Raw genomic sequence first — 20,182 nt, 5'->3', positions numbered from 1 at the left:
TCCTGACGGCCACGAAATGAGAGCCGCGCCACACCCGCGGCGCTCACGAAACCCGAACAACTAGGACGTCCTAGCGCAGAAGCGCCAAGGGGCTGCGCTGGGTAACGTTCTCGTGAGGGACGCCGTCGGAAAAGGAACACCACCTGCTGAGCAGTCGGTGCGCATACCCACGCGCTCCTGCGAGGCGGTGACCGGACCGGTCACCGGCGACCCCGGGCGGCCGGACAGACCGAGGAGTGAACGTGACCGTCAAAAGCACGACGAGGGCGCGCAAGAAGGCTGCCCCCGCCGTCCCTGACACCCTCTCGCCGGGGTCTTCGGAGAGCCGGCCGGACGCCCAGCCCGAGCTGGTCCAGCTGCTCACGCCGGAAGGCGTCCGGGTCGAGCACCCGGACTTCCCGTTGACCACCACGCCGGAGGAGCTCCGCTCGCTCTACCGGGACCTGGTGCTGGTCCGGCGCTTCGACGCCGAGGCGACCTCGCTGCAGCGCCAGGGCGAGCTCGGCCTGTGGGCCTCGCTGCTCGGCCAGGAGGCGGCCCAGGTCGGTTCCGGACGGGCGATGCGCACCGGGGACTACGCCTTCCCGACCTACCGGGAGCACGGCGTGGCCTGGTGCCGCGACGTCGACCCGCTGAACCTGCTCGGCATGTTCCGCGGCGTGAACCACGGCGGCTGGGACCCGAACGAGAAGAACTTCCACCTCTACACCATCGTGATCGGCGCGCAGACCCTGCACGCCACCGGCTACGCGATGGGCATCACCAAGGACGGCGTCGACGACGCGGTGATCGCGTACTTCGGTGACGGCGCCTCCAGCCAGGGCGACGTGAGCGAGGCGTTCACCTTCGCCTCGGTCTACAACGCGCCGGTGGTCTTCTTCTGCCAGAACAACCAGTGGGCGATCTCCGAGCCCACCACCAACCAGACCCGGATCCCGCTCTACCGCCGCGCCTCCGGCTTCGGCTTCCCCGGTGTCCGGGTGGACGGCAACGACGTGCTGGCCTGCCTCGCGGTGACCCGCTGGGCGCTGGACCACGCCCGCAGCGGCCAGGGCCCGGTGCTGGTGGAGGCGTTCACCTACCGGATGGGCGCGCACACCACCTCGGACGACCCGACCCGCTACCGGGCCACCGAGGAGACCGAGTCCTGGAAGGTCAAGGACCCGATCTCCCGGCTGAAGGCGTACCTGGACGCGGAGGGCCTGGCCGACGAGGCGTTCTTCGCCGGGGTCGAGGCGGAGAGCGAGCAGCTCGGCCTGCGGGTCCGCGAGGGCGTCCGGAACATGCCCGACCCGGACCCGACGCTGATCTTCGACCACGTCTACGCCGAGCCGCACACGCTGGTGGACGAGGAGCGGGCCGAGTACGAGGCGTACGCCGCCTCCTTCGAGGGCGGGGAGAACCACTGATGGCAGGTCAGCTCAGCATCGCCAAGGCGCTCAACGAGGCGCTGCGCAAGTCGCTGGAGAACGACCCGAAGACCTTGCTGATGGGCGAGGACATCGGGAAGCTCGGCGGCGTCTTCCGGATCACCGACGGCCTGCAGAAGGACTTCGGCGAGGACCGGGTGATCGACACCCCGCTCGCCGAGTCCGGCATCGTCGGCACCGCGATCGGCCTGGCGCTGCGCGGCTACCGCCCGGTGGTGGAGATCCAGTTCGACGGCTTCGTCTACCCGGCCTTCGACCAGATCGTCTCCCAGCTGGCCAAGATGCACGCGCGGGCCCTCGGGCACGTCAAGATGCCGGTCACCATCCGGATCCCGTTCGCCGGCGGCATCGGCGCGGTCGAGCACCACAGCGAGTCGCACGAGGCGTACTTCGCCCACACGGCCGGCCTGCGGGTGGTCACCCCCTCCAACGCGCACGACGCGCACTGGATGCTCCGGCAGGCGATCGCCTCGGACGACCCGGTGATCTTCCTGGAGCCGAAGCGCCGCTACTGGGACAAGAGCGAGGTCGGCGACGCGGCCGACCTCGGGCTGCACGCCGCGCGGGTGGTCAGGCCCGGTGCCGACGCCACGCTGATCGCGTACGGGCCGATGGTGAAGGTCTGCCAGGAGGCCGCCGCGGCGGCCGAGGAGGACGGCCGCCGGCTCGAGGTGGTCGACCTGCGGTCGATCTCGCCGATCGACTTCGCCACCGTCGAGGAGTCGGTGAAGCGCACCGGCCGGGCGATCGTGGTGCACGAGGCGCCGGTCTTCATGGGCCTGGGCGCCGAGCTCGCGGCCCGGATCACCGAGCGCTGCTTCTACCACCTGGAGGCCCCGGTGCTCCGGGTCGGCGGCTACCACGCCCCGTACCCGCCGTCCCGGGTGGAGGAGTCCTACCTGCCCGACCTGGACCGGGTGCTCGACGCCGTCGACCGCGCCCTGGCGTTCTGAGAAGAGGAGCGACATGACCACTGAAGTGCGCTCGCTCCGCGAGTTCAAGATGCCGGACGTCGGCGAGGGTCTGACCGAGGCCGAGATCCTGACCTGGTACGTCAAGCCCGGCGACGTGGTGACGGACGGTCAGGTGGTCTGCGAGGTGGAGACCGCGAAGGCGGCGGTCGAGCTGCCGATCCCGTTCAACGGGGTCGTCGAGACGCTGTTCTTCCCGGCCGGCTCGACGGTGGACGTCGGCACCGCGATCATCGCGATCGCGGTGGGGGAGGGGGCCGCCGAGCCCGCTCCCGCCGCCGCCCCGGCGGCCGCGCCGGCCGCCGAGGCGCCGGACGCCGCGGTGCCCGAGCGCCGCGAGGTGCTGGTCGGGTACGGCCCGCGGACGGGTGGCGCCCAGCGCCGGGCCCGGAAGGCCCCGGTGGCCGCCGCAGCTCCGGTGCCGGTCGTGGTGATCCCCGTGCAGCCCGAACCCGCCTCGGCGGAGCGGCCGTTGGCCAAGCCGCCGGTGCGCAAGCTGGCCAAGGACCTGGGCATCGACCTGCGGACGGTCACCCCGACCGGCCCGGACGGTGTGATCACCCGGGAGGACGTGCACGCCGCGGTCGCCCCGGCCCCCGCGCCGGTGGTCGAGGCCGTGGTGGCCGCGACCCCGCTGCCGGTCGGTGCCGGTGACGTCCGGGTGCCGGTCAAGGGCGTCCGGAAGGCCACCGCGCAGGCGATGGTCGCATCGGCGTTCACCGCGCCGCACGTCACCGAGTTCATCCAGGTCGACGTCACCCGGACCATGAAGCTGGTCCGGGAGCTCAAGGCGAGCGGTGAACTGGGCGAGGGCGTCCGGGTCAGCCCGCTGCTGCTGGTCGCCCGGGCGCTGCTCACCGCGATCCGGCGGCACCCCGAGATCAACGCCGCCTGGGACGAGGCGAACCAGGAGATCGTGCTCAAGGGCCAGGTCAACCTGGGGATCGCGGCGGCCACCCCGCGCGGTCTGCTGGTGCCCAACATCAAGGACGCCGGGTCCAAGACCCTGCCGCAACTGGCGCTCGCCCTCGGTGAGTTGACCGACGTCGCGCGGCAGGGCAAGACCTCGCCGGCCGATCTGTCCGGCGGCACCGTGACGATCACCAACGTCGGCGTCTTCGGCGTCGACACCGGCACCCCGATCCTCAACCCCGGCGAGGCCGCCATCCTGGCCTTCGGCGCGGTCCGGGAGCTGCCGTGGGTGCACAAGGGCAAGGTGGTGCCCCGGCTGGTCACCACCTTGGCGCTCTCCTTCGACCACCGGCTGGTCGACGGCGAGCTGGGGTCCAAGGTGCTGGCCGACACGGCCGCCGTCCTGGAGCGCCCGAAGCGCCTGATCACCTGGGGCTGACGCCCCTTCGGCACACGGATGGGCCCTGCTCCCTCGGGAGCAGGGCCCATCCGGCGTTTCAGCCCCGGGTGCGACGGGTCCGACGCACCATCAGCAGCACGCCGGTGCCGAGCGCGACCATGGCGGCGGCGGAGGCGAGCAGGAAGGTGTTGGGGGTGGTGCTGCCGGTCTCGGCCAGCTCGGCGACGGGGGCGGCGGCCACGGCAGCGGGGGTCGGCGTCGCGGCGGGAGCGTCCTTGGCGGCGGCGGGCACGGCGGCGGGGGCGGCGACCGGGGCAGACGGGGTGGCGCTCGCGGGGGTGGCTTTCGGGGTGGTCGGCTTGGGGGTCGCGGGGGTGGCCTTCGGGGTGGTCGGCTTGGGGGTCGCGGGCGGGCGGACCATGGTCAGGGAGGTGGGCTTGAGAGTGAAGGCGGAGTAGATCTCAAGGGACGTCTGCTCGACCGGGGTGCTGCTCTTCAGGCCGAGCCGGAAGAGGAAGCGCTTGGCGTGGCCGTCCGCGAGCGGTCCCCTGGCCACCTCGATGTCGGTGTAGAGGGCCGGGTCGCAGCTGTGCTGGAGCGTGAGGTTCTTCCAGCCACCGTCGACCATGACCTCGACGGTGATGTCCTCGGGGCGGAGGTTGACGTTCGGCAGGTGGTTGGAGGGATCGCCGGACTGCGGGTTCCAGAGCCCGAGGCCCGGCGCGACGCGCCGGTAGTCCTCGCCGGTTCCGTTGTACAGCTCGACGCTGAACTCCACCTTCGGGCCGCCCACGGTGATCTTGTCGGGACCACCCGGGACGAACGTGGCGACCGGATCGGTGGCGTGCTTCTCCCACGTGTCGGTTGCGGCCGGGACGGGCTCTGCTCCCGGGGCGGGCTCGTCGCCGCAGGCCCAGGCGGTCGAGGCGGGGAGGACGGTCAGCCCGGCGGTGAGGGTGGCGACGGCGACGAGCGGGACGATCTTCGCGAAACGGTTGATAACGGGCGTGCGCATGGCGCGTCTCCCCCAAGGAGCTGAAACTGACGATGAGTTGGTGAAGGGGCGCCGCCTGCCCGACTTCCGCCGGACCCTGCTCTCCGTGCCTTCAACCGTTAAGACGTGCATCCCGCCCGGGGGTTGCAGGTGAGTTCAGGAATCTTTTTCGAGCACTGTTCGGGCACCCTCCGGGATACTGCCGGGGTGACTGGAACACGGGGGACGACAGCGGCACCGCAGGGCACCACCGAGCCTCGGCCGTCGCTGCGCAGGGATGTGTCGGGGCCGGCCCTGCTGGCCGGGCTGGTGTGTGTGGCGGTGTCGTTCTCGGGGCCGTTGGTGGTGGTGCTGGCGGCGGCCGAGGCGGGGCACCTGGACCCGGGGCAGACCGCCTCGTGGATCTGGGCGGTGTCGATCGGCAGCGGGCTGAGCTGCCTGCTGCTGAGCTGGTGGACCAGGACCCCGGTGATCGCGGCGTGGTCCACCCCGGGGGCGGCGCTGCTGGTGACCAGCCTGGGGGAGTACCCGTACCGGGAGGCGGTCGGGGCGTTCCTGGTGAGCAGCGTGCTGGTGGCGCTGTTCGGGGTGACCGGGCTGTTCGGGCGGCTGATCCGGGCGATCCCGGTGGGGATCGTGAACGCGATGCTGGCGGGCATCCTGTTCTCGTTCGGGGCCGGGATCTTCACCTCGTTGAAGGCCGCTCCGGTGCTGGTCCTGGGCAGCTTCGCGGCCTTCCTGGCCGCCCGCAGGTTCGTGCCCAGGTACGCCGTGCCGGTGGCCCTGCTGACGGGTGGTCTGCTGGCGGCCGTCACGGTCGGACTGTCGTTCGAGTTCGGGGCCGGCGGTCCGGTCCGGCCGGAGCTGACGGTGCCGCAGTTCAGCTGGGCCGCCACGGTCGGGCTCGCGCTGCCGCTCACCATCGTCGCGCTGGCCTCGCAGAACGCGCCTGGTCTCGGCGTGATGCGGGCCTCCGGCTACCAGCCGGACGACCGGCTGCTGATCGGCGCGACCGGCGGGCTCTCGGTGCTGCTGGCCCCGTTCGGTTCGCCGGGGGTCAACCTGGCCGCGATCACCGCCGCGATCTGCACCAGCCCGGAGAGCCACCCCGACCCGCGCCGCCGGTACGTCGCCGGGATGTCCACCGGCGTGCTGTACATCCTGATCGGCAGCTTCGCCGGGGTGCTGGTCAGCCTCTTCACCGGCCTGCCCACCGCGCTGGTCGCGGTGGTCGCGGGCACCGCCCTGCTGGCCTCCTTCCAGGGCAGCCTGACCGGTGCGACGGCCGACGAGCACGGCCGGGACGGCGCGGTGGTGACCTTCCTGGCCACCGCCTCGGGGATGACCCTGTACGGCATCGGCTCGGCGTTCTGGGGGCTGCTGTTCGGTGTCGCGACGCACCTGGTGCTGCAGGCCGGGCGGTCCCGCCGGGGCTGACCCGCAACCGGGGCTGGGCCGGTCGGCCGACCGGCTGCACCGGTCCGGGGAACTTGGCGCACGGGGGGACTGCGGGGGCGGCCGGACCGGGTACGTCTTCGCGACCCCCCACCCGAGCCCCCGCCGGGTGACCGGAGCAGCGAGGACGAACCCGTATGCCTTCTGGCACTCCTGGCCGTCGTCTGCTCCGCGGTCTGGCCGCCGCCGTCCTGCTGGCCGCGGCCGTCCTGCCCGCCGCGCTGGAGGTGGCTTCCCCGCCGCCGTACGACGTGATCGGCGCCCCGTCCCCGGCCCCCGAGCTGGCCCTGCCGCCGCACGTCCTGCGGCAGGCCGGGCTGCGGCCGGACGGGGCCGCCCCGACCGTCGACATACGGCGGACCGGGGCGCCCGCCAACCGGATCACCCTGGTGCTGCTCGGCGACGGCTACACCGCCGAGCAGCAGGAGCTGTTCCGGCAGCAGTCCGACCTGGCCTGGCAGTCGCTGATGGAGATCGAGCCGTTCCGCAGCTACCAGGGCTTCTTCAACATAAGGCGGGTCGAGGTGATCTCCCCCGCGGCCGGGATCGCCGACGGCGACCAGTCCGGCCGCCGCCCCGGCTCGCCGCTCGGCATGCACTTCTGGTGCGAGGGCACCGCCCGGCTGCTCTGCGCCGACGAGACCGCCACCGCCCGGTACGCCGGGGAGGGCGAGGGGCCCCAGTACCTGATCGCGCTGGCCAACTCCAAGGAGTACGGCGGCGCGGGCGGCACCGGGGTGACCACGCTGGCGGGCGGCAACCCGGACGCCGGACGGATCATCCAGCACGAGATAGGGCACACCGTCGGCGACCTGGGCGACGAGTACGACAGCGCACCGGCCGACGCCGACTACCCCAACCTGTCCACCCAGGACGCCGAGGGGATGCGCCGGGACCGGCAGAAGTGGTGGCGCTGGCTGGGCACCGAGTCGCCCGACGGCGGCGGCGTGATCGGCGCGTACCGGAGCGCCAACGGGGTCTACCGGCCGACCGCCGACTCGGTCATGCGCACCCTCGGCGGCAGCTACAACCTGCCCTCCAGGGAGGCCATCATCAAGCAGATCTACCAGCGGGTCGGCCCGACCGACCCGCCGGTCCCGGCGGCCGGCGAGGTGACCGGACGGCCCCGGCTGGCGGTGCGGCCGCTGCCGCTGACCGGGGCGCGCCGGCTCGCGGTGGAGTGGCGGGTGGACGGCCGGGTGGTGGACAGCCCGGCCGAGGACCGGGGCTGGCTGGACACGGCGGGGCTGGCCGTCCCGCCCGGGCGGACCGTCACGGTCACCGCGACCGTCCGGGACGACACCGACTGGGTCCGCGACGAGGCGTTCCGCGAGCAGCGGATGACCCGCACGGTGAGCTGGCTGCTCAGGGGCTGAAACGGCCCTTCGTGCCCGGATCGTTGCCCGTCCCGGGCCGGCCGTGGTTGACGCGCTGCATAGTCTGTTCGACGTGACCGTGGACCCCGAGACCGCCAGCCCCGCCGCCCTCCGAGCCGTCCCCGGTCAGCGGTCACCCCTGCCGACCACCGCGCTGCCGGTCTCGCCGCCGGGCGGCCGGGCGGCCTGGTTCGCCTGGTGGATCGGGGTCAGCGTCTACGTCCTGGCGGTGATCCACCGCACCAGCCTCGGCGTGGCCGGGATCGACGCCGTCGAACGGTTCGGCATCGGGGCCTCCGCGCTCTCCACCTTCGCGGTGCTCCAGGTGCTGGTCTACGCGGCGATGCAGATACCCGTCGGGCTGCTGGTGGACCGGTTCGGGCCGCGCCGGGTGCTGCTCACCGGCATCCTGCTGCTGAGCCTGGGTCAGCTCGCCTTCGCCTTCTCCACCTCGTTCGGCCCTGCGCTGGTCTCCCGGGCGGTGCTCGGCTGCGGGGACGCGATGACCTTCATCAGCGTGCTGCGGATCTCCGCGCGCTGGTTCCCCGCCGCGAAGAACCCGCTGGTCGCCCAACTCACCGGCCTGGCCGGGATGGGCGGCAACCTGATCACCACGGTGGTGCTCGCCCAGGCCCTGCACCGCGAGGGCTGGACGGCCAGCTTCGCCTTCGTCGCCCTGCTCGGGGTGGGGGTCTTCGCCCTGGTCGCGCTGCTGCTCCGGGAGGCCCCGGCGGGCGTCGCGGTGGTCCCGGCGGCCGGGCGGCGGCTCGCGGTCCGTTCGCAGATCCGCGACGCCTGGGGCGAGCCGGGCACCCGGCTCGGCATGTGGGTGCACTTCACCACGGCGTTCCCCGGCGCGGCGTTCGGACTGCTCTGGGGGATGCCCTACCTGGTGGAGGGTCAGGGCATGACCCGGGGCGAGGCGGGCGGCCTGCTCACCGTCCTGGTCGGCAGCAACATGGTCTGCGCGCTGCTGCTCGGACGACTGCTCTCCCGGTCGGCCCGGGCCCGGATGCCGATCACCCTGACCGTGATCGCCGCCACGGCGGTCAGCTGGGCCGTGGTGCTCGCCTGGCCGGGGGCGCACCCGCCGCTCTGGCTGCTGCTCGTCCTGCTGGTGGTGATGGGTACCAACGGCCCCGCCTCACTGGTCGGCCTCGACTACGCCCGCGCCCACAACCCGCCCGAACGCCTGGGCACGGCCTCCGGCATCGCCAACATGGGCGGCTTCATCGGCACGGTGATCACCCTCTTCGGGGTCGGCCTGCTGCTCGACACCCTGGCGGGGGCGGACGGGGCGCACTCGGCGGAGGCGTACCGGTGGGCGCTGTGCTGGCTGTTCGTGCCGCTGGGGGTCGGGACCGGGATGATCCTGCGGCTGCGGCGGCTGGCCTAGGGCCTGTCGTCGAACTCCCGTCGTCGCCCGGAGGGCGGGCCTGCGGCGAGAGTGCGTGCCAGGCGTCGCGGGGCAGGCGGGAGTTCGGCGACAGGCCCTAGGGGTTTCCGGCCCGCGGAGACGTGCTCACCCTCAGCGGAACCGAGGATGAGCATCTCCTGCCAGGCGGGTGGCTCCGAACGGGGCGTGACGCGCCGTCAGGGGGTGACCGCGAAGTGGGCCAGGATGCGGGCGCCGAGGTCCTGGTCGCCGTCGACGGTGACCGGGCCGGGGCGGCCGCGGCCGCAGGCGAGGCGGAGGTAGGTCTCCCAGTCGAGGGTGAGGCGGACGTCGGGGGCGAGGCTGACGGTCTCGTCGGCGGTGGCCCGGCCGTCGTCGCCGACCCGGACGGTGCGGAGGAACTCGACCGGGCCGGAGACGTCCAGGGCGAGGGTGGTGCCGGGCGGGGCGCCGACGGCCTTGCGGAGCACCTTGGGGAGGCCGGCCAGCAGGACGTCGCGGGAGATCAGGGCGGCGGGGGAGTCCAGGTTGCCGGGGACACCGAGCGCCCGGCGGAGGTCCTGCTCGTGCACCCAGACGTCGAAGGTGCGCAGCCGGAGCAGCTCGGTGTACGGCACGTCCCGGGAGAGCGGGCCGGCCGGCCAGCGGACCAGGTCGTCCGGCTCGTGCTTGGAGGTGCGCAGCGCCCGCGAGCGGCGGATGACGGTGTACTCCAGCTCGCCGGTCATCTCGGGCGCGGTGTGGCAGCGCCGCTTGTCGACCGGGAGCTCCATGTAGCGGGCGAACTCGTCGGTGACGTGCCGGAGGTCGCGCGGCAGGGAGTGGATCGGGCGCGGGTCGCCGAGCAGTTCGGACTCCAGCGCGATGATGTGCGAGACGACGTCGCGGACCGACCAGCCGGGGCATTCGGTGGCGCGGTTCCAGGCGTCGGTGGGCAGCGGGGCCAGCAACTCGGCTATCGCCTCGATGGACTGCGTCCACGCGTCGATGCAAGCCTGCACGGTCTGGTTCTCCGTCACGGGATTCTCCGGCCCTCCGTCAGCTTCCGTACTGTGCCGCCCTGGAGCGCGAACCCGGGTGTTCCGGCTTCCGGGCGGCGGCGCTAACCGCACGTTACGCTGCCGGGTGACAGCCGGGCAGTGCTTTCGGGTGACGATCGTAGGACTGGTCTCATGGACGGTGGTAGTGTGCGCGCTTCATTGATCCAAATCGACGTCTCGGACGTCGAACCGCCCGCCGAACGGCGGGCCAGGGTAGCCGCGTTGGTCCGTGCCCAGGAGGGCGCCGACCTGGTGGTGCTGCCCGAGTTGTGGCCGCTCGGCGGCTTCGCCTACGACGCCTGGTCGGACGGCGCGGAGCCGCTGGACGGGCCGACCGCCGAGGCGATGTCGGCCGCCGCCAGGGCCGCCGGGGTGTGGCTGCATGCCGGTTCGATCGTCGAACGCGATCCGGACGGCCCGATCTACAACACCTCCCTGCTGTTCGCCCCGGACGGGGAGCTGACCACCACCTATCGCAAGATCCACCGCTTCGGTTTCGACAGCGGCGAGGCGATCGCGATGGGGGCCGGGCAGGAGATCGTGGCCACCACCACCGAGCTGGGCACCATCGGCCTGGCCACCTGTTACGACCTGCGCTTCCCGGAGCTGTTCCGGGCCCTGCTGGACGCCGGGGCCGAGCTGCTGCTGATCCCGGCCGCCTGGCCGGAGCGGCGGCGCGAGCACTGGACCCTGCTGGCCCGGGCCCGGGCGGTGGAGGAGCAGGCGTACGTGCTGGCCTGCAACACCGCCGGCACGCACGGCGGGGTCGAGCAGGCCGGGCACAGCATCGTGGTCGACCCGTGGGGCAAGGTGCTGGCCGAGGCCGGGGCGGGCGAACAGGTGCTGACCGTGGACTTCGACCCGGCGGGGGCGGCCAAGGCCCGCTCCGAGTTCCCGGTGCACCGGGACCGGCTGCTCGGCATCCCGGCCCCCGTCCAGCGCTGAGCCGGGCGGTGCCGCACCGGGCCGCCCCGGTGGCCGGGCGCATGTCCGGGTATGGACACTGATAGGGCTCTTGCGCACCAGGTGGGCGCATTTGAGAAGATGAGCCCTGGTCGTGTTCCTGCCGGACCGGCCGCCGTGCAGTGCCGAGCCCGGAGAGGAGGCTGCCGCCCGGATGTCCAGCCCCACGGCTCCCCCCGGCGACGGCCGCCCGGCGATCCAGCGCAACAGCCTGCGCGAGCAGATCGCCGCCGCGCTGCGCGAGGAGATGATGGCGGGCCGCCTGGCGGCCGGCCGCAACTTCACCGTCAAGGAGATCGCCGAGCTGTACGGCGTCTCCGCCACCCCGGCGCGGGAGGCCCTGGTCGACCTGGCGGCCCAGGGCCTGCTCCGGGCCGAGCACCACCGGGGCTTCACCGTCCCGGAGTTCGACTGGTCGGACTTCGTGGAGATCTTCGAGGCCCGCACCATGCTGACGGACAGCGCCCTCCGCCGGCTCGGCTCCCGGGCCAGCGGCTACGACTGGCGGCGGCTGCCCTCGCTGCGCCGCCGGGCCGAGGCGGCCCAGCGGGCCTCCCGGTCCGGTCAGCTGGACGTGCTGGTCGGCTGCGACCTGCGGTTCTGGCACGAGGCCGGGGCGCTGCTCGACAACTCCCGGGTCTCCGGTTACCTGGGCTGGCTGCGGGTGCAGTCCTGGATGTTCGCCGCTCCGCACCTGCGGTCCGCCGGTGCGCTCGAAGGGGTCTGCTGGGACCGGCACCCGGAGCTGGTGGACCGGATCGAGGCCCGGGACATCCCGGGGGCGCACCAGGTGGTGAACGAGTACAACCTGTTCACCGTCGAGCTGCTGGCCCGGCTGACCGGTCGGCCGCTGGACTCGGTGGCGGTGCTCCCGCTGCTCCGCGAGCCGGTGGCGGCGCCGCAGCCGACGGCGCCGGCCGCCGCGGCGGGCGAGGTCGGGCTCGGTCTGGTGCCGCTGCCCAGGGCCGTCCCGCCGGGCCGTTTCGGCCGTCCGCGACAGCCCCGGGCCGGGGCAGGTACCGAGGAGCCGGTGGCGCAGTAGGGTGGGCTCTTCCCGTGTCCGCCCTCTGAGAGGAAGAGCCGGCCCATGGCCTGCGACCTCTGGCTCGTCCCGCTGGTGGACGTCCTGACGCACAGCCCCGAGAACCCGTTCCGGGACGACCTCGTCCGCTACAACGCGGCCCTGGTCGCGCACGGTCTGCCGGAGGTCCCGGTGTACCGGTACTCGCCGGAGCTCAGCGGCTCGGTGGAGCCGATCGCCGCCTTCGACTACGACTCGCTGCACTTCCTGCGGCGGGCCTACCTGCTGGGCCTGACCGGCTTCGCGATCGAGCCGGTGGACGCGCTCGGCGGCGACTACGAGCAGCTGCTGGAGATGTTCGAGTCGACCGCCGAACAGTCCCACCTGGTCTGGCACTTCGACCACGCCGGGGCGTACGTGCCGATCGACTTCCAGCTCCCGCTGGTCGCGGACGAGCTGCTGGCCTCGGGCGGCCCGCTCGGCTCCTCGTACGGGCTGCTGCGCGAACTCCAGGCGGTGGCGCCGGTGTTGGGCCTCGACCCGCTGAACCCGCCGGCCCCGACCCGGCCGTTGGCGCCCACTGACCTGGAGCAGACCTTCGAGCCGCCGATCGACGACCAGCACCCGTTCGCCCGGGAGCGGCACGCCTGGGCGGGGCTGTACGCGGCGGCCACCCGGAGCGTCACCCAGGGTTCGATGATCGTCTTCGCCTGAACCGGCGGGGCGGGGGCGCCCGAGCCCGTTGCCGGACTGGTGCATCGTTTCTGCGCGGACGCCCGACCGGGCGCCCGCGCAGTGTGCGGTCAGCGCAGCGGGCCCTCCGGCGGCCGCTGGCGCGGCATGGTCGGCCGGGCGCCCGGCGGCGGCAGGATCCGGACCTGGGCGCCGGCCCCGTTCTCGGTCCGGCCGCCCCACGGGCCGGGGGACTGGGTGGGCAGCTGGGTCATGGTGGCGCGGAACTCCAGCATCCACTCCGAGGTCTCGCCCCTGACCACGTCCGAGACGTCCTCGCAGAACCGGCGCAGCACGCCGAGGCAGCGCTCGGCCGCCTCGCCCGCGGTGCCCTCGGTCGGGCCGAGCACCTCGCGCACGCACTCCGAGGCCCAGTCGAACTGGAACGCCTCCAGTCGGCGCTGCAGTGCCTGGGCGGTGCTGACGTCCCGCATCCAGCCCGAGGTCTGGCCGAACGCCCGGTCCACCCCGAGGCAGGCGGCGGAGAGCGCCAGGCCGACGTAGCCCCAGCTCGGCGAGGCCCAGGAGACGCCACTGAGCGCGAGCAGCGGGTCGACCGCCCCGCCCACCGCGAACCCGGCCGCGCCGAACCGCAGCAGCCTGGCCCAGCGGCGTTTCCAGACCCGGTCCCGGCGGTACCAGTCGATCGCCTCGACGGCCCGCTCCTCGGACCAGCGGTACAGCTCCTCAAGACGCTCGGCCGGCTCTCCCCAGTCCCCGAGCGGGAACTGGCGGGCACTCAGATCGGTGCGGCGGCGGGTGGGGGTCCGGGCGGTGGAGGCCGCGACGGGCTGGTCCTCCTCACCGACCTCCTTGCCCCAGGGGCTCTCCTCGGGCTGCATTTCCGGCTGGCTCACCTGTGGGGCTCCCTGTGGCGGGCGGACTGCTGAGGCCCTGGCGGGTACCGGGCCTGACGGTGCGTCGAGCGGTCAGTGTTCCGGACACCGGCCAGATGTGACACTTCGTCGGACGGTCGGCACCGCGAGCGGTTGTGGGTCGCCCATGGTGTCGTGCAACGGTGACGGCCGGTGCTCGTCCAACAGCACTTCTTACCGCCAAATGGCTGACCATGGGGCCGCTTCGGCAGCGATCGTTATCGGATTTCACCCCATCAAGCCGAGGTGGGAGAGTTGCGGCGGTCGGTGAGATTTCACCCTTCCGAGCGAGCCCGTCCGGTCCTGTCGCCGTGACCCGGCCGCTCCGGGTGGTCCGGCCCCGGGGCGGGAATGGAGCTTCCTCCAACTCCGGGGGCCCGTCCACGGCTCCGGTTGGAGGTTCCGACGGGCCCTGCGACCGACCCGATCCGGCCACCGACTACCCTTCAAGGCGTGAAGGTCCTCGTCATCGGCGGCGGCGCCCGCGAACACGCCCTGTGCCGCTCTCTGTCCCAAGATCCCGCCGTCACCGAGCTGCACTGTGCCCCGGGCAACGCCGGGATCGCACAGGTGGCGACGGTCCACCCGGTCGACCAGCTGGACGGTGCGGCCGTGGCCGCGCTGGCCCGGCGGCTCGGCTCCGACCTGGTCGTGGTCGGCCCGGAGGCCCCGCTGGTCGCGGGAGTCTCCGACGCCGTCCGGGCGGTCGGCATCCCGGTCTTCGGTCCGTCCGGGGAGGCCGCCCAGCTGGAGGGCTCCAAGGCCTTCGCCAAGGACGTGATGGCCGGCGCCGGCGTGCCCACCGCCCGCTCCTACGTCTGCACCACCGAGGCCGAGGCGGCCGAGGCGCTGGACGCCTTCGGCGCCCCGTACGTGGTGAAGGACGACGGCCTGGCGGCCGGCAAGGGCGTGGTGGTCACCGCCGACCGCGCCGAGGCGCTGGCGCACGCGGTCTCCTGCGACCGGGTGGTGATCGAGGAGTACCTGGACGGTCCCGAGGTCTCGCTGTTCGCGATCACCGACGGCGTCACCGTGCTGCCGCTGGTGCCGGCGCAGGACTTCAAGCGCGCGCTGGACGGCGACCAGGGCCCGAACACCGGCGGCATGGGCGCGTACTCGCCGCTGCCGTGGGCGCCCGAGGGCCTGGTGCAGGAGGTCCTGGAGACCGTCCTGCAGCCGACCGTGGACGAGCTGCGGCACCGGGGCACCCCGTTCTCCGGCCTGCTCTACGCCGGTCTGGCGCTCACCTCGCGCGGCACCCGGGTGATCGAGTTCAACGCGCGCTTCGGCGACCCGGAGACCCAGGTGGTGCTGGCCCGGCTGCGCACCCCGCTGGCCGGCGTGCTGCTGGCCGCCGCCGAGGGCACCCTCGACACCCTGGAGCCGCTGCGCTGGGACGAGGGCGCCGCGGTCACCGTGGTGATCGCCTCCGAGGGCTACCCGGCCGCCCCGCGCACCGGTGACCCGATCGACGGCCTGGACGCGGTCGAGGCCGAGGGCGCGTACGTGCTGCACGCCGGGACGGCGGCCGGTCCGGCCGGCGAGGTGCTCAGCGCCGGTGGCCGGGTGCTCTCGGTCACCGCGGCCGGGGCCGACCTGGCCGAGGCCCGTGAGCTGGCCTACCGGGGGGTCGCCCGGATCTCGCTCAAGGGCGGGCAGCACCGCACCGACATCGCGCTGAAGGCGGCTCAGTAGCCGACCGTCCACCGAGGGCGCTGCGACCGGGGTCATCCCACCGGCCGCAGCGCCCTCCGGCGTTCTCGGACACCAGTCGCCACACCGGTCGGCGGCAGGATTCCAGTCCTTCGGGTGATCCGGTCGCCATCCGGCTGACGTGACCGGGCCCCGGGTCGTAGGGTGCGCTGGATCGCGTCGGCGGGCCGTCCGCCGGTGCGGCCGCCACCGGGTGTCCGGGCGCGGCCGGGGGGATGCTGTCGGTGGCGCTCGGTTCGGCCGTCGTGTCATCAGGACGGGTGGAAACGGTAGCGATCCGGAACGCCCGCCCACGGGCAGGCGTCAGAACTGTCAGAAGTGCCAAGCACGATGCACAAGCGGGGCCGACGTCCGTCGTCCCCCGTTCGGATACTGATCATTTCGAGTCGGCTCGGGTGCCCGGGTCGTGGCCGACCTCCCGTCACCGGGAGCCGCCGCGATCCGTGGCGGTCGGCTCCGAAGGGGGTGCCGCGCCGTATGGCCGCTGTCGACGCAGCCCGCGCACGTGCCCAGGCCGTGCTCCGGGTCCGTGGGCGGGCCCTGGGGGTCGCCGCGCTGCCCGCCGCCCTCGCGGTGGTGCTGTTCGCGGGCCGGTTCACCGGCCGGATCGGCGCTCCCGGCGCCGCCGACGCGGCGGCCTGGGACGCGGCCCGCTGGGTGGTGGGCGGCATCGCGGTCCTGGTGCTGCTCGGCACCTGGCTGGTGGCCAGGACGTACGCCCGGGCCGAGCCGCCGCGCACGCCTGCGGTGCCGATCGCCCGCTCCGCCGCCCCCGAGCTCTACCGGCAGATCGGTGAGCTGGCGGAGCGGCTCGGGGTGCCCGCTCCGTCCGGGATCGCGATCACCCCGGACTGCGACAGCTGGCTGGAGGAGGTGCACCGGCCCGGCCGGCACCCGGTGGCCCCGGCCGCCCCGGTGGCCGGGGAGGTGCTGTCCGGTGCGCCCGACCGGGCGGTGGGGACGGCGCCGGTGCTGGTGATCGGCTCGCCGTTCCTCTGGTGGATGCGGGCCGGGGAGCTGCGTGCCCTGCTGGCCCCGGTGGTGGCCGGCACGGCCGCCGCCGCCGATCCGGAGATCGCCGCCGCCCGGCGCTTCCTGCGCGGTCTGGACGCCTCGCTCGGCGAGCCCCGGCGCGGGCCCGCCGCCCTGCTGGACCGGATCACCAAGCTGCTGCTCGGCGCCTGCCGGGAGCACTCGGCCGAGCTGGAGCGGGCGGTCGCGGCGGCCGCCTCCGAGCAGGCCAAGGCGGTCGACTACGGCCTGCGGATCGCCGCCCAGGAGCAGGTCGGCCTGGCCTACGCGGGGTGGGACAGGCTGCTCACCCGGGTCGCGCTGCCCGCCTGGCGGCTCGGCCGGCACCCGGCCCACCTGAACGCGGGCGTGGTCGCCGCCCTCACCGAGCTGTCCCGCCGGGACCGGCTGGCCGACGGGTACGAGACCCGGCTCGGCGACCGCCCGGCCTGCGACCTGCTGGAGGAGCCGGGTTCGGTGGACGCGGCCGTCTCGCTGCTGGCGGCCGAGGTGCTGTTCGGTGAGCCGTTCGGCACCGCGGGCACCGGTTGGCGGGAGCTGGACTGGGCCGACTACCCGGCCGAGGTGGTCGGGCTCGGCTGGCGCGGGCAGGCCGACGCGCTCCGGGCGGTGCTCGGCGAGGGCGCCCCCGAACAGGCCGCGCCCGCCCTGCACCTGGTGCTGGCCCGGCTCGCGGAGGGGGCCGGTGAGCCCCTGGCCGCAGCACTCGCCGCCCACCTGGCGCGCACCGCGCAGGTCGCGCCCCCTCTGCAAGTGGTCCGCAGCGGGCGGGACTTGCTGGTCGACCACGTCACCGCGCTGGTCTGCCTGGCGGCGGTGGACACCGGTCTCGGCCGCCCCGGGATGGACTGGCTGGACGGCCCGGTGCTGCTGCTGGGCGGCACCCGGCGCCCCGAGTTGGCCGCCCTGGTGGCCGATGCGGTGGAGCAGGGCAAGGACGCACCGCTGCGATCCTGGCTGGAGTCGGCCGGGCTGCGACTGGCCGGCCCGGTCCGGCTCTGACGCCCGGTCGGGTTGCTCCGAAGACGAACAAAATTTCAACAATACTTGTTGCTACGGTGGGGTGACGCAGCGCCAGCACTGTGGTGTGCTGGACCGCACGCACATCCGCTTGGCACATGCCACCGGGGGCCGAGTCGGGCCGGTGCGAGTGTGGGAGGGGCGCGTGGGGACGGAACTCAACCGCCGCTGGGAGTCGGGCACGCTGAAGCACGGTGTCTCGGACCCCTTCGGCCAGGGCCCACTGCCGTGGCTGCGGAGCCCGGACCAGTACGTGGCCGGCATCGAGGGCGCGGTCCCGTGGTACGTCAGCCTGGACGCGCCCGGCCAGCTCCCGGCGGGCGTGCCCCGCCCCCGGCCGCCGGTCGGCACCCCGGCCAACTCGGACGACGTGCAGCAGCAGATCAAGGGCTTCGCCTCGGCCGGTGTGATCCGCCCCGGCGGCTCGATCGACCTGCGGGTCACGGTGAACCCGCCGCGCGAGTTCACCGTGGACGTCTACCGGATCGGCCACTACGGCGGCGACGGCGCCCACCACGTGACGTCCAGTCCGCTGATCGCCGGGCTGGCCCAGCCCGCGCCGCTGGTGGTCGGCCGCACCGTCTCCTGCCACCACTGGTGGCAGTCCTGGCGGCTGCACGTGCCGACGCACTGGCGCCCCGGCGCGTACGTCGCGGTGCTGACCACCGCCGACAACCTGCACCGCAGTCACATCCCGTTTACCGTGCGGGACTTCGACGAGCAGACGCACCCCGCCGAGCTGCTGCTGGTGATCCCGGACGTCACCTGGCAGGCGTACAACCTCTTCCCCGAGGACGGCCGGCAGGGGGCCAGCCTCTACCACGCCTGGGACGGGCACGGCGGGCTGCTGGGCGAGCAGGAGGCGGCCGTCACGGTCTCCTTCGACCGCCCGCACGCGGGGGCCGGGCTGCCGCTGCACGTCGGCCACGCGTACGACTTCATCCGCTGGGCCGAGCGCTACGGCTACGACCTCGCCTACGCCACCGCGACCGATCTGCACGCCGGGCTGGTCGACCCGTCCCGGCACCGGGCGCTGATCTTCCCCGGCCACGACGAGTACTGGTCCGAGCCGATGCGCCGGACGGTCGAGCGGGCCAGGGACGGCGGCACCTCGCTGGTCTTCCTGTCCGCCAACTCCCTGTACTGGCGGGTCGACCTCACCCAGAGCCCGGCCGGGGAGCCCAACCGGCTGCTCAACTGCCGCAAGCGCCAACGGCTGCACCCCGGCCACCCGGCGGCCGGTCCGGCGGGCGGCCAGAGCGCGCTCTGGCGGGACGCCGGCGAGCCGGAGCAGCACCTGCTCGGCGTCCAGTACGCCGGCCGGGTGCCCACCCCCGTGCCGCTGGTGGCCCGGAACACCGACCACTGGCTCTGGGAGGGCACCGGGCTGGCGGAGGGCGAGGAGCTGGCCGGCCTGGTGGCCGGCGAGGCCGACCGCTACTACCCCAAGGTCGCGCTGCCCGAGCACACCGAGCGTTCCCTGCTCGCGCACTCCCCCTACCGGGACACGGCGGGCCGGACCAGGTACCAGGAGACCTCGCTCTACCGGGCGCCCAGCGGTGCGTACGTGTTCGCCGCGGGCACCTTCGCCTGGTCGCCCGCGCTGGACCGGCCCGGGCACACCGACGAGCGGATCCAGCGGGCCACCGCCAACCTGCTCGACCACCTGTGCAAGGAGGCAGTGGGCCGCTCATGAAAGACTCGGACCCCGGAGCCCCCCTTCTCTGAGGACTGAGACGACCTTGAGCGGATTTGTCACCAAGCCCGAGCCGGTCCAGGTACCTGGTCTGGAACACCTGCACACCGGCAAGGTGCGCGACCTCTACCGGGCCGCCAACGGCGACCTGGTGATGGTGGCCAGCGACCGGACCTCCGCCTTCGACTGGGTGCTGCCGAACGAGATCCCGGACAAGGGCCGGATCCTCACCCAGCTCTCGCTCTGGTGGTTCGAGCGGATCGCCGACATCGTCCCCAACCACGTGATCTCCACCGAGCTCCCGGCCGGGGCGCCCGCCGACTGGAAGGGGCGCACGCTGATCTGCCGCGCCCTGGAGATGGCTCCGGTCGAGTGCGTCGCCCGCGGCTACCTGACCGGCTCCGGCCTGGTGGAGTACCGCGCGGACCGCACGGTCTGCGGCATCGCCCTCCCGGCGGGTCTGGAGGACGGCTCCGAGCTGCCCGCCCCGATCTACACCCCGGCCCTCAAGGCCGAGGTCGGCGAGCACGACGAGAACGTCCCCTACGAGGAGACCGCCCGCCGGCTCGGCGCCGAGCTGGCCACCACCCTCCGGCAGACCACCCTCGCGGTGTACGGCCGGGCCCGGGACATCGCCCGCGAGCGCGGCATCATCCTGGCCGACACCAAGTTCGAGTTCGGGCTGCTGGACGGCGAGTTGGTGATCGGCGACGAGGTGCTGACGCCGGACTCCTCGCGCTTCTGGCCCGCCGACCAGTGGGAGCCGGGGCGCGCCCAGCCCTCCTTCGACAAGCAGTTCATCCGCGACTGGCTGGCCTCGCCCGAGTCCGGCTGGGACCCCAAGGGCGAGCTCCCGCCGCCGGCGCTGCCCGCCGAGATCGTCGCGGCCTCCCGGTCCAAGTACGTCGAGGCGTACGAGCGGCTCACCGGCAACACCTGGGAGTAGGCGGCTGCGCCTTTTGCAGCGCCCCGGTTGCACTCTCCAGGGGCTCGGGGCTGCACTGTAGGCAGGCGCTCCAGGTCGACTACCCAGGGGCTCGGGGGCTGCACTGTAGGCAGGCGCTCAACGGTCAACTACCCAGGGGCTCGGGGCTGCACTTTTGGCAGGTGCTCAGCGGTCTACTACCCAGGGGCTCGGGGGCTGCACTGTAGGCAG

At 73.6% G+C, this 20,182-nt stretch carries 16 protein-coding genes; 13 read left to right on the top strand and 3 right to left on the bottom strand.

Features of this window, described 5'->3' with window-relative positions; translation table 11 throughout:
* Positions 1 to 242: 242 nt before the first annotated feature.
* The 3 genes from pdhA to ACIRPK_RS29690 are packed head-to-tail and all read left to right on the top strand — an operon-like array spanning position 243 to position 3,752.
* Positions 243 to 1,409: a pyruvate dehydrogenase (acetyl-transferring) E1 component subunit alpha gene (gene pdhA, locus ACIRPK_RS29700; RefSeq protein WP_403043989.1), complete on the top strand. Its 1,167-nt coding sequence runs from the start codon at positions 243 to 245 to the stop codon at positions 1,407 to 1,409.
* A complete protein-coding gene (locus tag ACIRPK_RS29695; RefSeq protein WP_403043987.1) occupies positions 1,409 to 2,383 on the top strand; it encodes an alpha-ketoacid dehydrogenase subunit beta in 975 nt (324 codons plus the stop codon). Before pdhA ends, ACIRPK_RS29695 begins: the two co-directional genes overlap by 1 nt.
* Before the next feature lie 13 nt (positions 2,384 to 2,396).
* Complete coding sequence (locus ACIRPK_RS29690; protein ID WP_403043985.1) at positions 2,397 to 3,752, top strand: dihydrolipoamide acetyltransferase family protein; 1,356 nt, start codon at positions 2,397 to 2,399, stop codon at positions 3,750 to 3,752.
* Positions 3,753 to 3,810: 58 nt separating this feature from the next.
* Here ACIRPK_RS29690 and ACIRPK_RS29685 read toward each other — a convergent pair whose 3' ends face one another.
* On the bottom strand, positions 3,811 to 4,728 hold the full coding sequence (locus tag ACIRPK_RS29685; RefSeq protein WP_403043982.1) for a hypothetical protein: 918 nt from the start codon (positions 4,726 to 4,728) through the stop codon (positions 3,811 to 3,813).
* 186 nt (positions 4,729 to 4,914) lie between these two features.
* On the opposite strand from ACIRPK_RS29685, the gene ACIRPK_RS29680 reads away from it, so the two are divergent.
* The 3 genes from ACIRPK_RS29680 to ACIRPK_RS29670 all read left to right on the top strand — a co-directional run bounded on the left by ACIRPK_RS29680 (position 4,915) and on the right by ACIRPK_RS29670 (position 8,934).
* Complete coding sequence (locus tag ACIRPK_RS29680) at positions 4,915 to 6,144, top strand: benzoate/H(+) symporter BenE family transporter (RefSeq protein ID WP_403043979.1); 1,230 nt, start codon at positions 4,915 to 4,917, stop codon at positions 6,142 to 6,144.
* Positions 6,145 to 6,299: 155 nt separating this feature from the next.
* Positions 6,300 to 7,538, top strand: coding sequence for a M64 family metallopeptidase (locus tag ACIRPK_RS29675; protein WP_403043976.1), 1,239 nt, complete (start codon positions 6,300 to 6,302; stop codon positions 7,536 to 7,538).
* Positions 7,539 to 7,611: 73 nt separating this feature from the next.
* Positions 7,612 to 8,934: a nitrate/nitrite transporter gene (locus ACIRPK_RS29670; protein ID WP_403043973.1), complete on the top strand. Its 1,323-nt coding sequence runs from the start codon at positions 7,612 to 7,614 to the stop codon at positions 8,932 to 8,934.
* 197 nt (positions 8,935 to 9,131) lie between these two features.
* On the opposite strand, the gene ACIRPK_RS29665 is transcribed toward ACIRPK_RS29670, so the two are convergent.
* Entirely contained in the window at positions 9,132 to 9,953 is an 822-nt protein-coding gene (locus ACIRPK_RS29665; RefSeq protein ID WP_403043971.1) for a maleylpyruvate isomerase family mycothiol-dependent enzyme, read from the bottom strand.
* A 168-nt stretch (positions 9,954 to 10,121) separates the two neighbouring features.
* On the opposite strand from ACIRPK_RS29665, the gene ACIRPK_RS29660 reads away from it, so the two are divergent.
* From ACIRPK_RS29660 to ACIRPK_RS29650, 3 genes are all read left to right on the top strand, one after another.
* A complete protein-coding gene (locus ACIRPK_RS29660) occupies positions 10,122 to 10,919 on the top strand; it encodes a carbon-nitrogen family hydrolase (protein ID WP_403043968.1) in 798 nt (265 codons plus the stop codon).
* Positions 10,920 to 11,091: 172 nt separating this feature from the next.
* The gene (locus ACIRPK_RS29655) at positions 11,092 to 11,979 is read left to right on the top strand and encodes a GntR family transcriptional regulator (RefSeq protein WP_403043966.1); all 888 of its coding nucleotides are present in this window, start codon (positions 11,092 to 11,094) and stop codon (positions 11,977 to 11,979) included.
* A gap of 45 nt (positions 11,980 to 12,024) precedes the next feature.
* Positions 12,025 to 12,672, top strand: coding sequence for a hypothetical protein (locus ACIRPK_RS29650; protein WP_403043963.1), 648 nt, complete (start codon positions 12,025 to 12,027; stop codon positions 12,670 to 12,672).
* Between the two features lie 89 nt (positions 12,673 to 12,761).
* Here ACIRPK_RS29650 and ACIRPK_RS29645 read toward each other — a convergent pair whose 3' ends face one another.
* Positions 12,762 to 13,547, bottom strand: a complete 786-nt coding sequence (locus ACIRPK_RS29645) for an SLATT domain-containing protein (RefSeq protein ID WP_403043961.1) — start codon at positions 13,545 to 13,547, stop codon at positions 12,762 to 12,764.
* Positions 13,548 to 14,018: 471 nt separating this feature from the next.
* Between ACIRPK_RS29645 and purD the strand changes: the two genes are divergently transcribed.
* The 4 genes from purD (at position 14,019) to ACIRPK_RS29625 (ending at position 19,972) form a co-directional block, all read left to right on the top strand.
* A complete protein-coding gene (purD, locus tag ACIRPK_RS29640; protein WP_403043958.1) occupies positions 14,019 to 15,260 on the top strand; it encodes a phosphoribosylamine--glycine ligase in 1,242 nt (413 codons plus the stop codon).
* A 495-nt stretch (positions 15,261 to 15,755) separates the two neighbouring features.
* Positions 15,756 to 17,312 carry a hypothetical protein gene (locus ACIRPK_RS29635; RefSeq protein ID WP_403043955.1) on the top strand — a complete coding sequence of 519 codons (1,557 nt, stop codon included), beginning with the start codon at positions 15,756 to 15,758 and terminating at the stop codon, positions 17,310 to 17,312.
* Positions 17,313 to 17,475: 163 nt separating this feature from the next.
* Entirely contained in the window at positions 17,476 to 19,026 is a 1,551-nt protein-coding gene (locus tag ACIRPK_RS29630; RefSeq protein ID WP_403043953.1) for a N,N-dimethylformamidase beta subunit family domain-containing protein, read from the top strand.
* A 46-nt stretch (positions 19,027 to 19,072) separates the two neighbouring features.
* Complete coding sequence (locus tag ACIRPK_RS29625) at positions 19,073 to 19,972, top strand: phosphoribosylaminoimidazolesuccinocarboxamide synthase (protein ID WP_403043951.1); 900 nt, start codon at positions 19,073 to 19,075, stop codon at positions 19,970 to 19,972.
* Positions 19,973 to 20,182: the final 210 nt, after the last annotated feature.

The organism is Kitasatospora sp. NPDC101801 (assembly GCF_044766665.1).
In the GTDB taxonomy this organism is placed as follows: Bacteria; Actinomycetota; Actinomycetes; order Streptomycetales; family Streptomycetaceae; genus Kitasatospora.
Note: the sequence above shows the minus strand (reverse complement) of the source record. Positions and strands in the feature narration are given on the sequence as shown.

Coding starts and splice junctions, on each gene's coding strand:
- ACIRPK_RS29695 (WP_403043987.1), top strand. CDS start 1,409: ATGGCAGGTCAGCTCAGCATCGCCAAGGCGCTCAACGAGGCGCTGCGC.
- ACIRPK_RS29690 (WP_403043985.1), top strand. CDS start 2,397: ATGACCACTGAAGTGCGCTCGCTCCGCGAGTTCAAGATGCCGGACGTC.
- ACIRPK_RS29685 (WP_403043982.1), bottom strand. CDS start 4,728: ATGCGCACGCCCGTTATCAACCGTTTCGCGAAGATCGTCCCGCTCGTC.
- ACIRPK_RS29675 (WP_403043976.1), top strand. CDS start 6,300: ATGCCTTCTGGCACTCCTGGCCGTCGTCTGCTCCGCGGTCTGGCCGCC.
- ACIRPK_RS29655 (WP_403043966.1), top strand. CDS start 11,092: ATGTCCAGCCCCACGGCTCCCCCCGGCGACGGCCGCCCGGCGATCCAG.
- ACIRPK_RS29650 (WP_403043963.1), top strand. CDS start 12,025: ATGGCCTGCGACCTCTGGCTCGTCCCGCTGGTGGACGTCCTGACGCAC.
- ACIRPK_RS29635 (WP_403043955.1), top strand. CDS start 15,756: ATGGCCGCTGTCGACGCAGCCCGCGCACGTGCCCAGGCCGTGCTCCGG.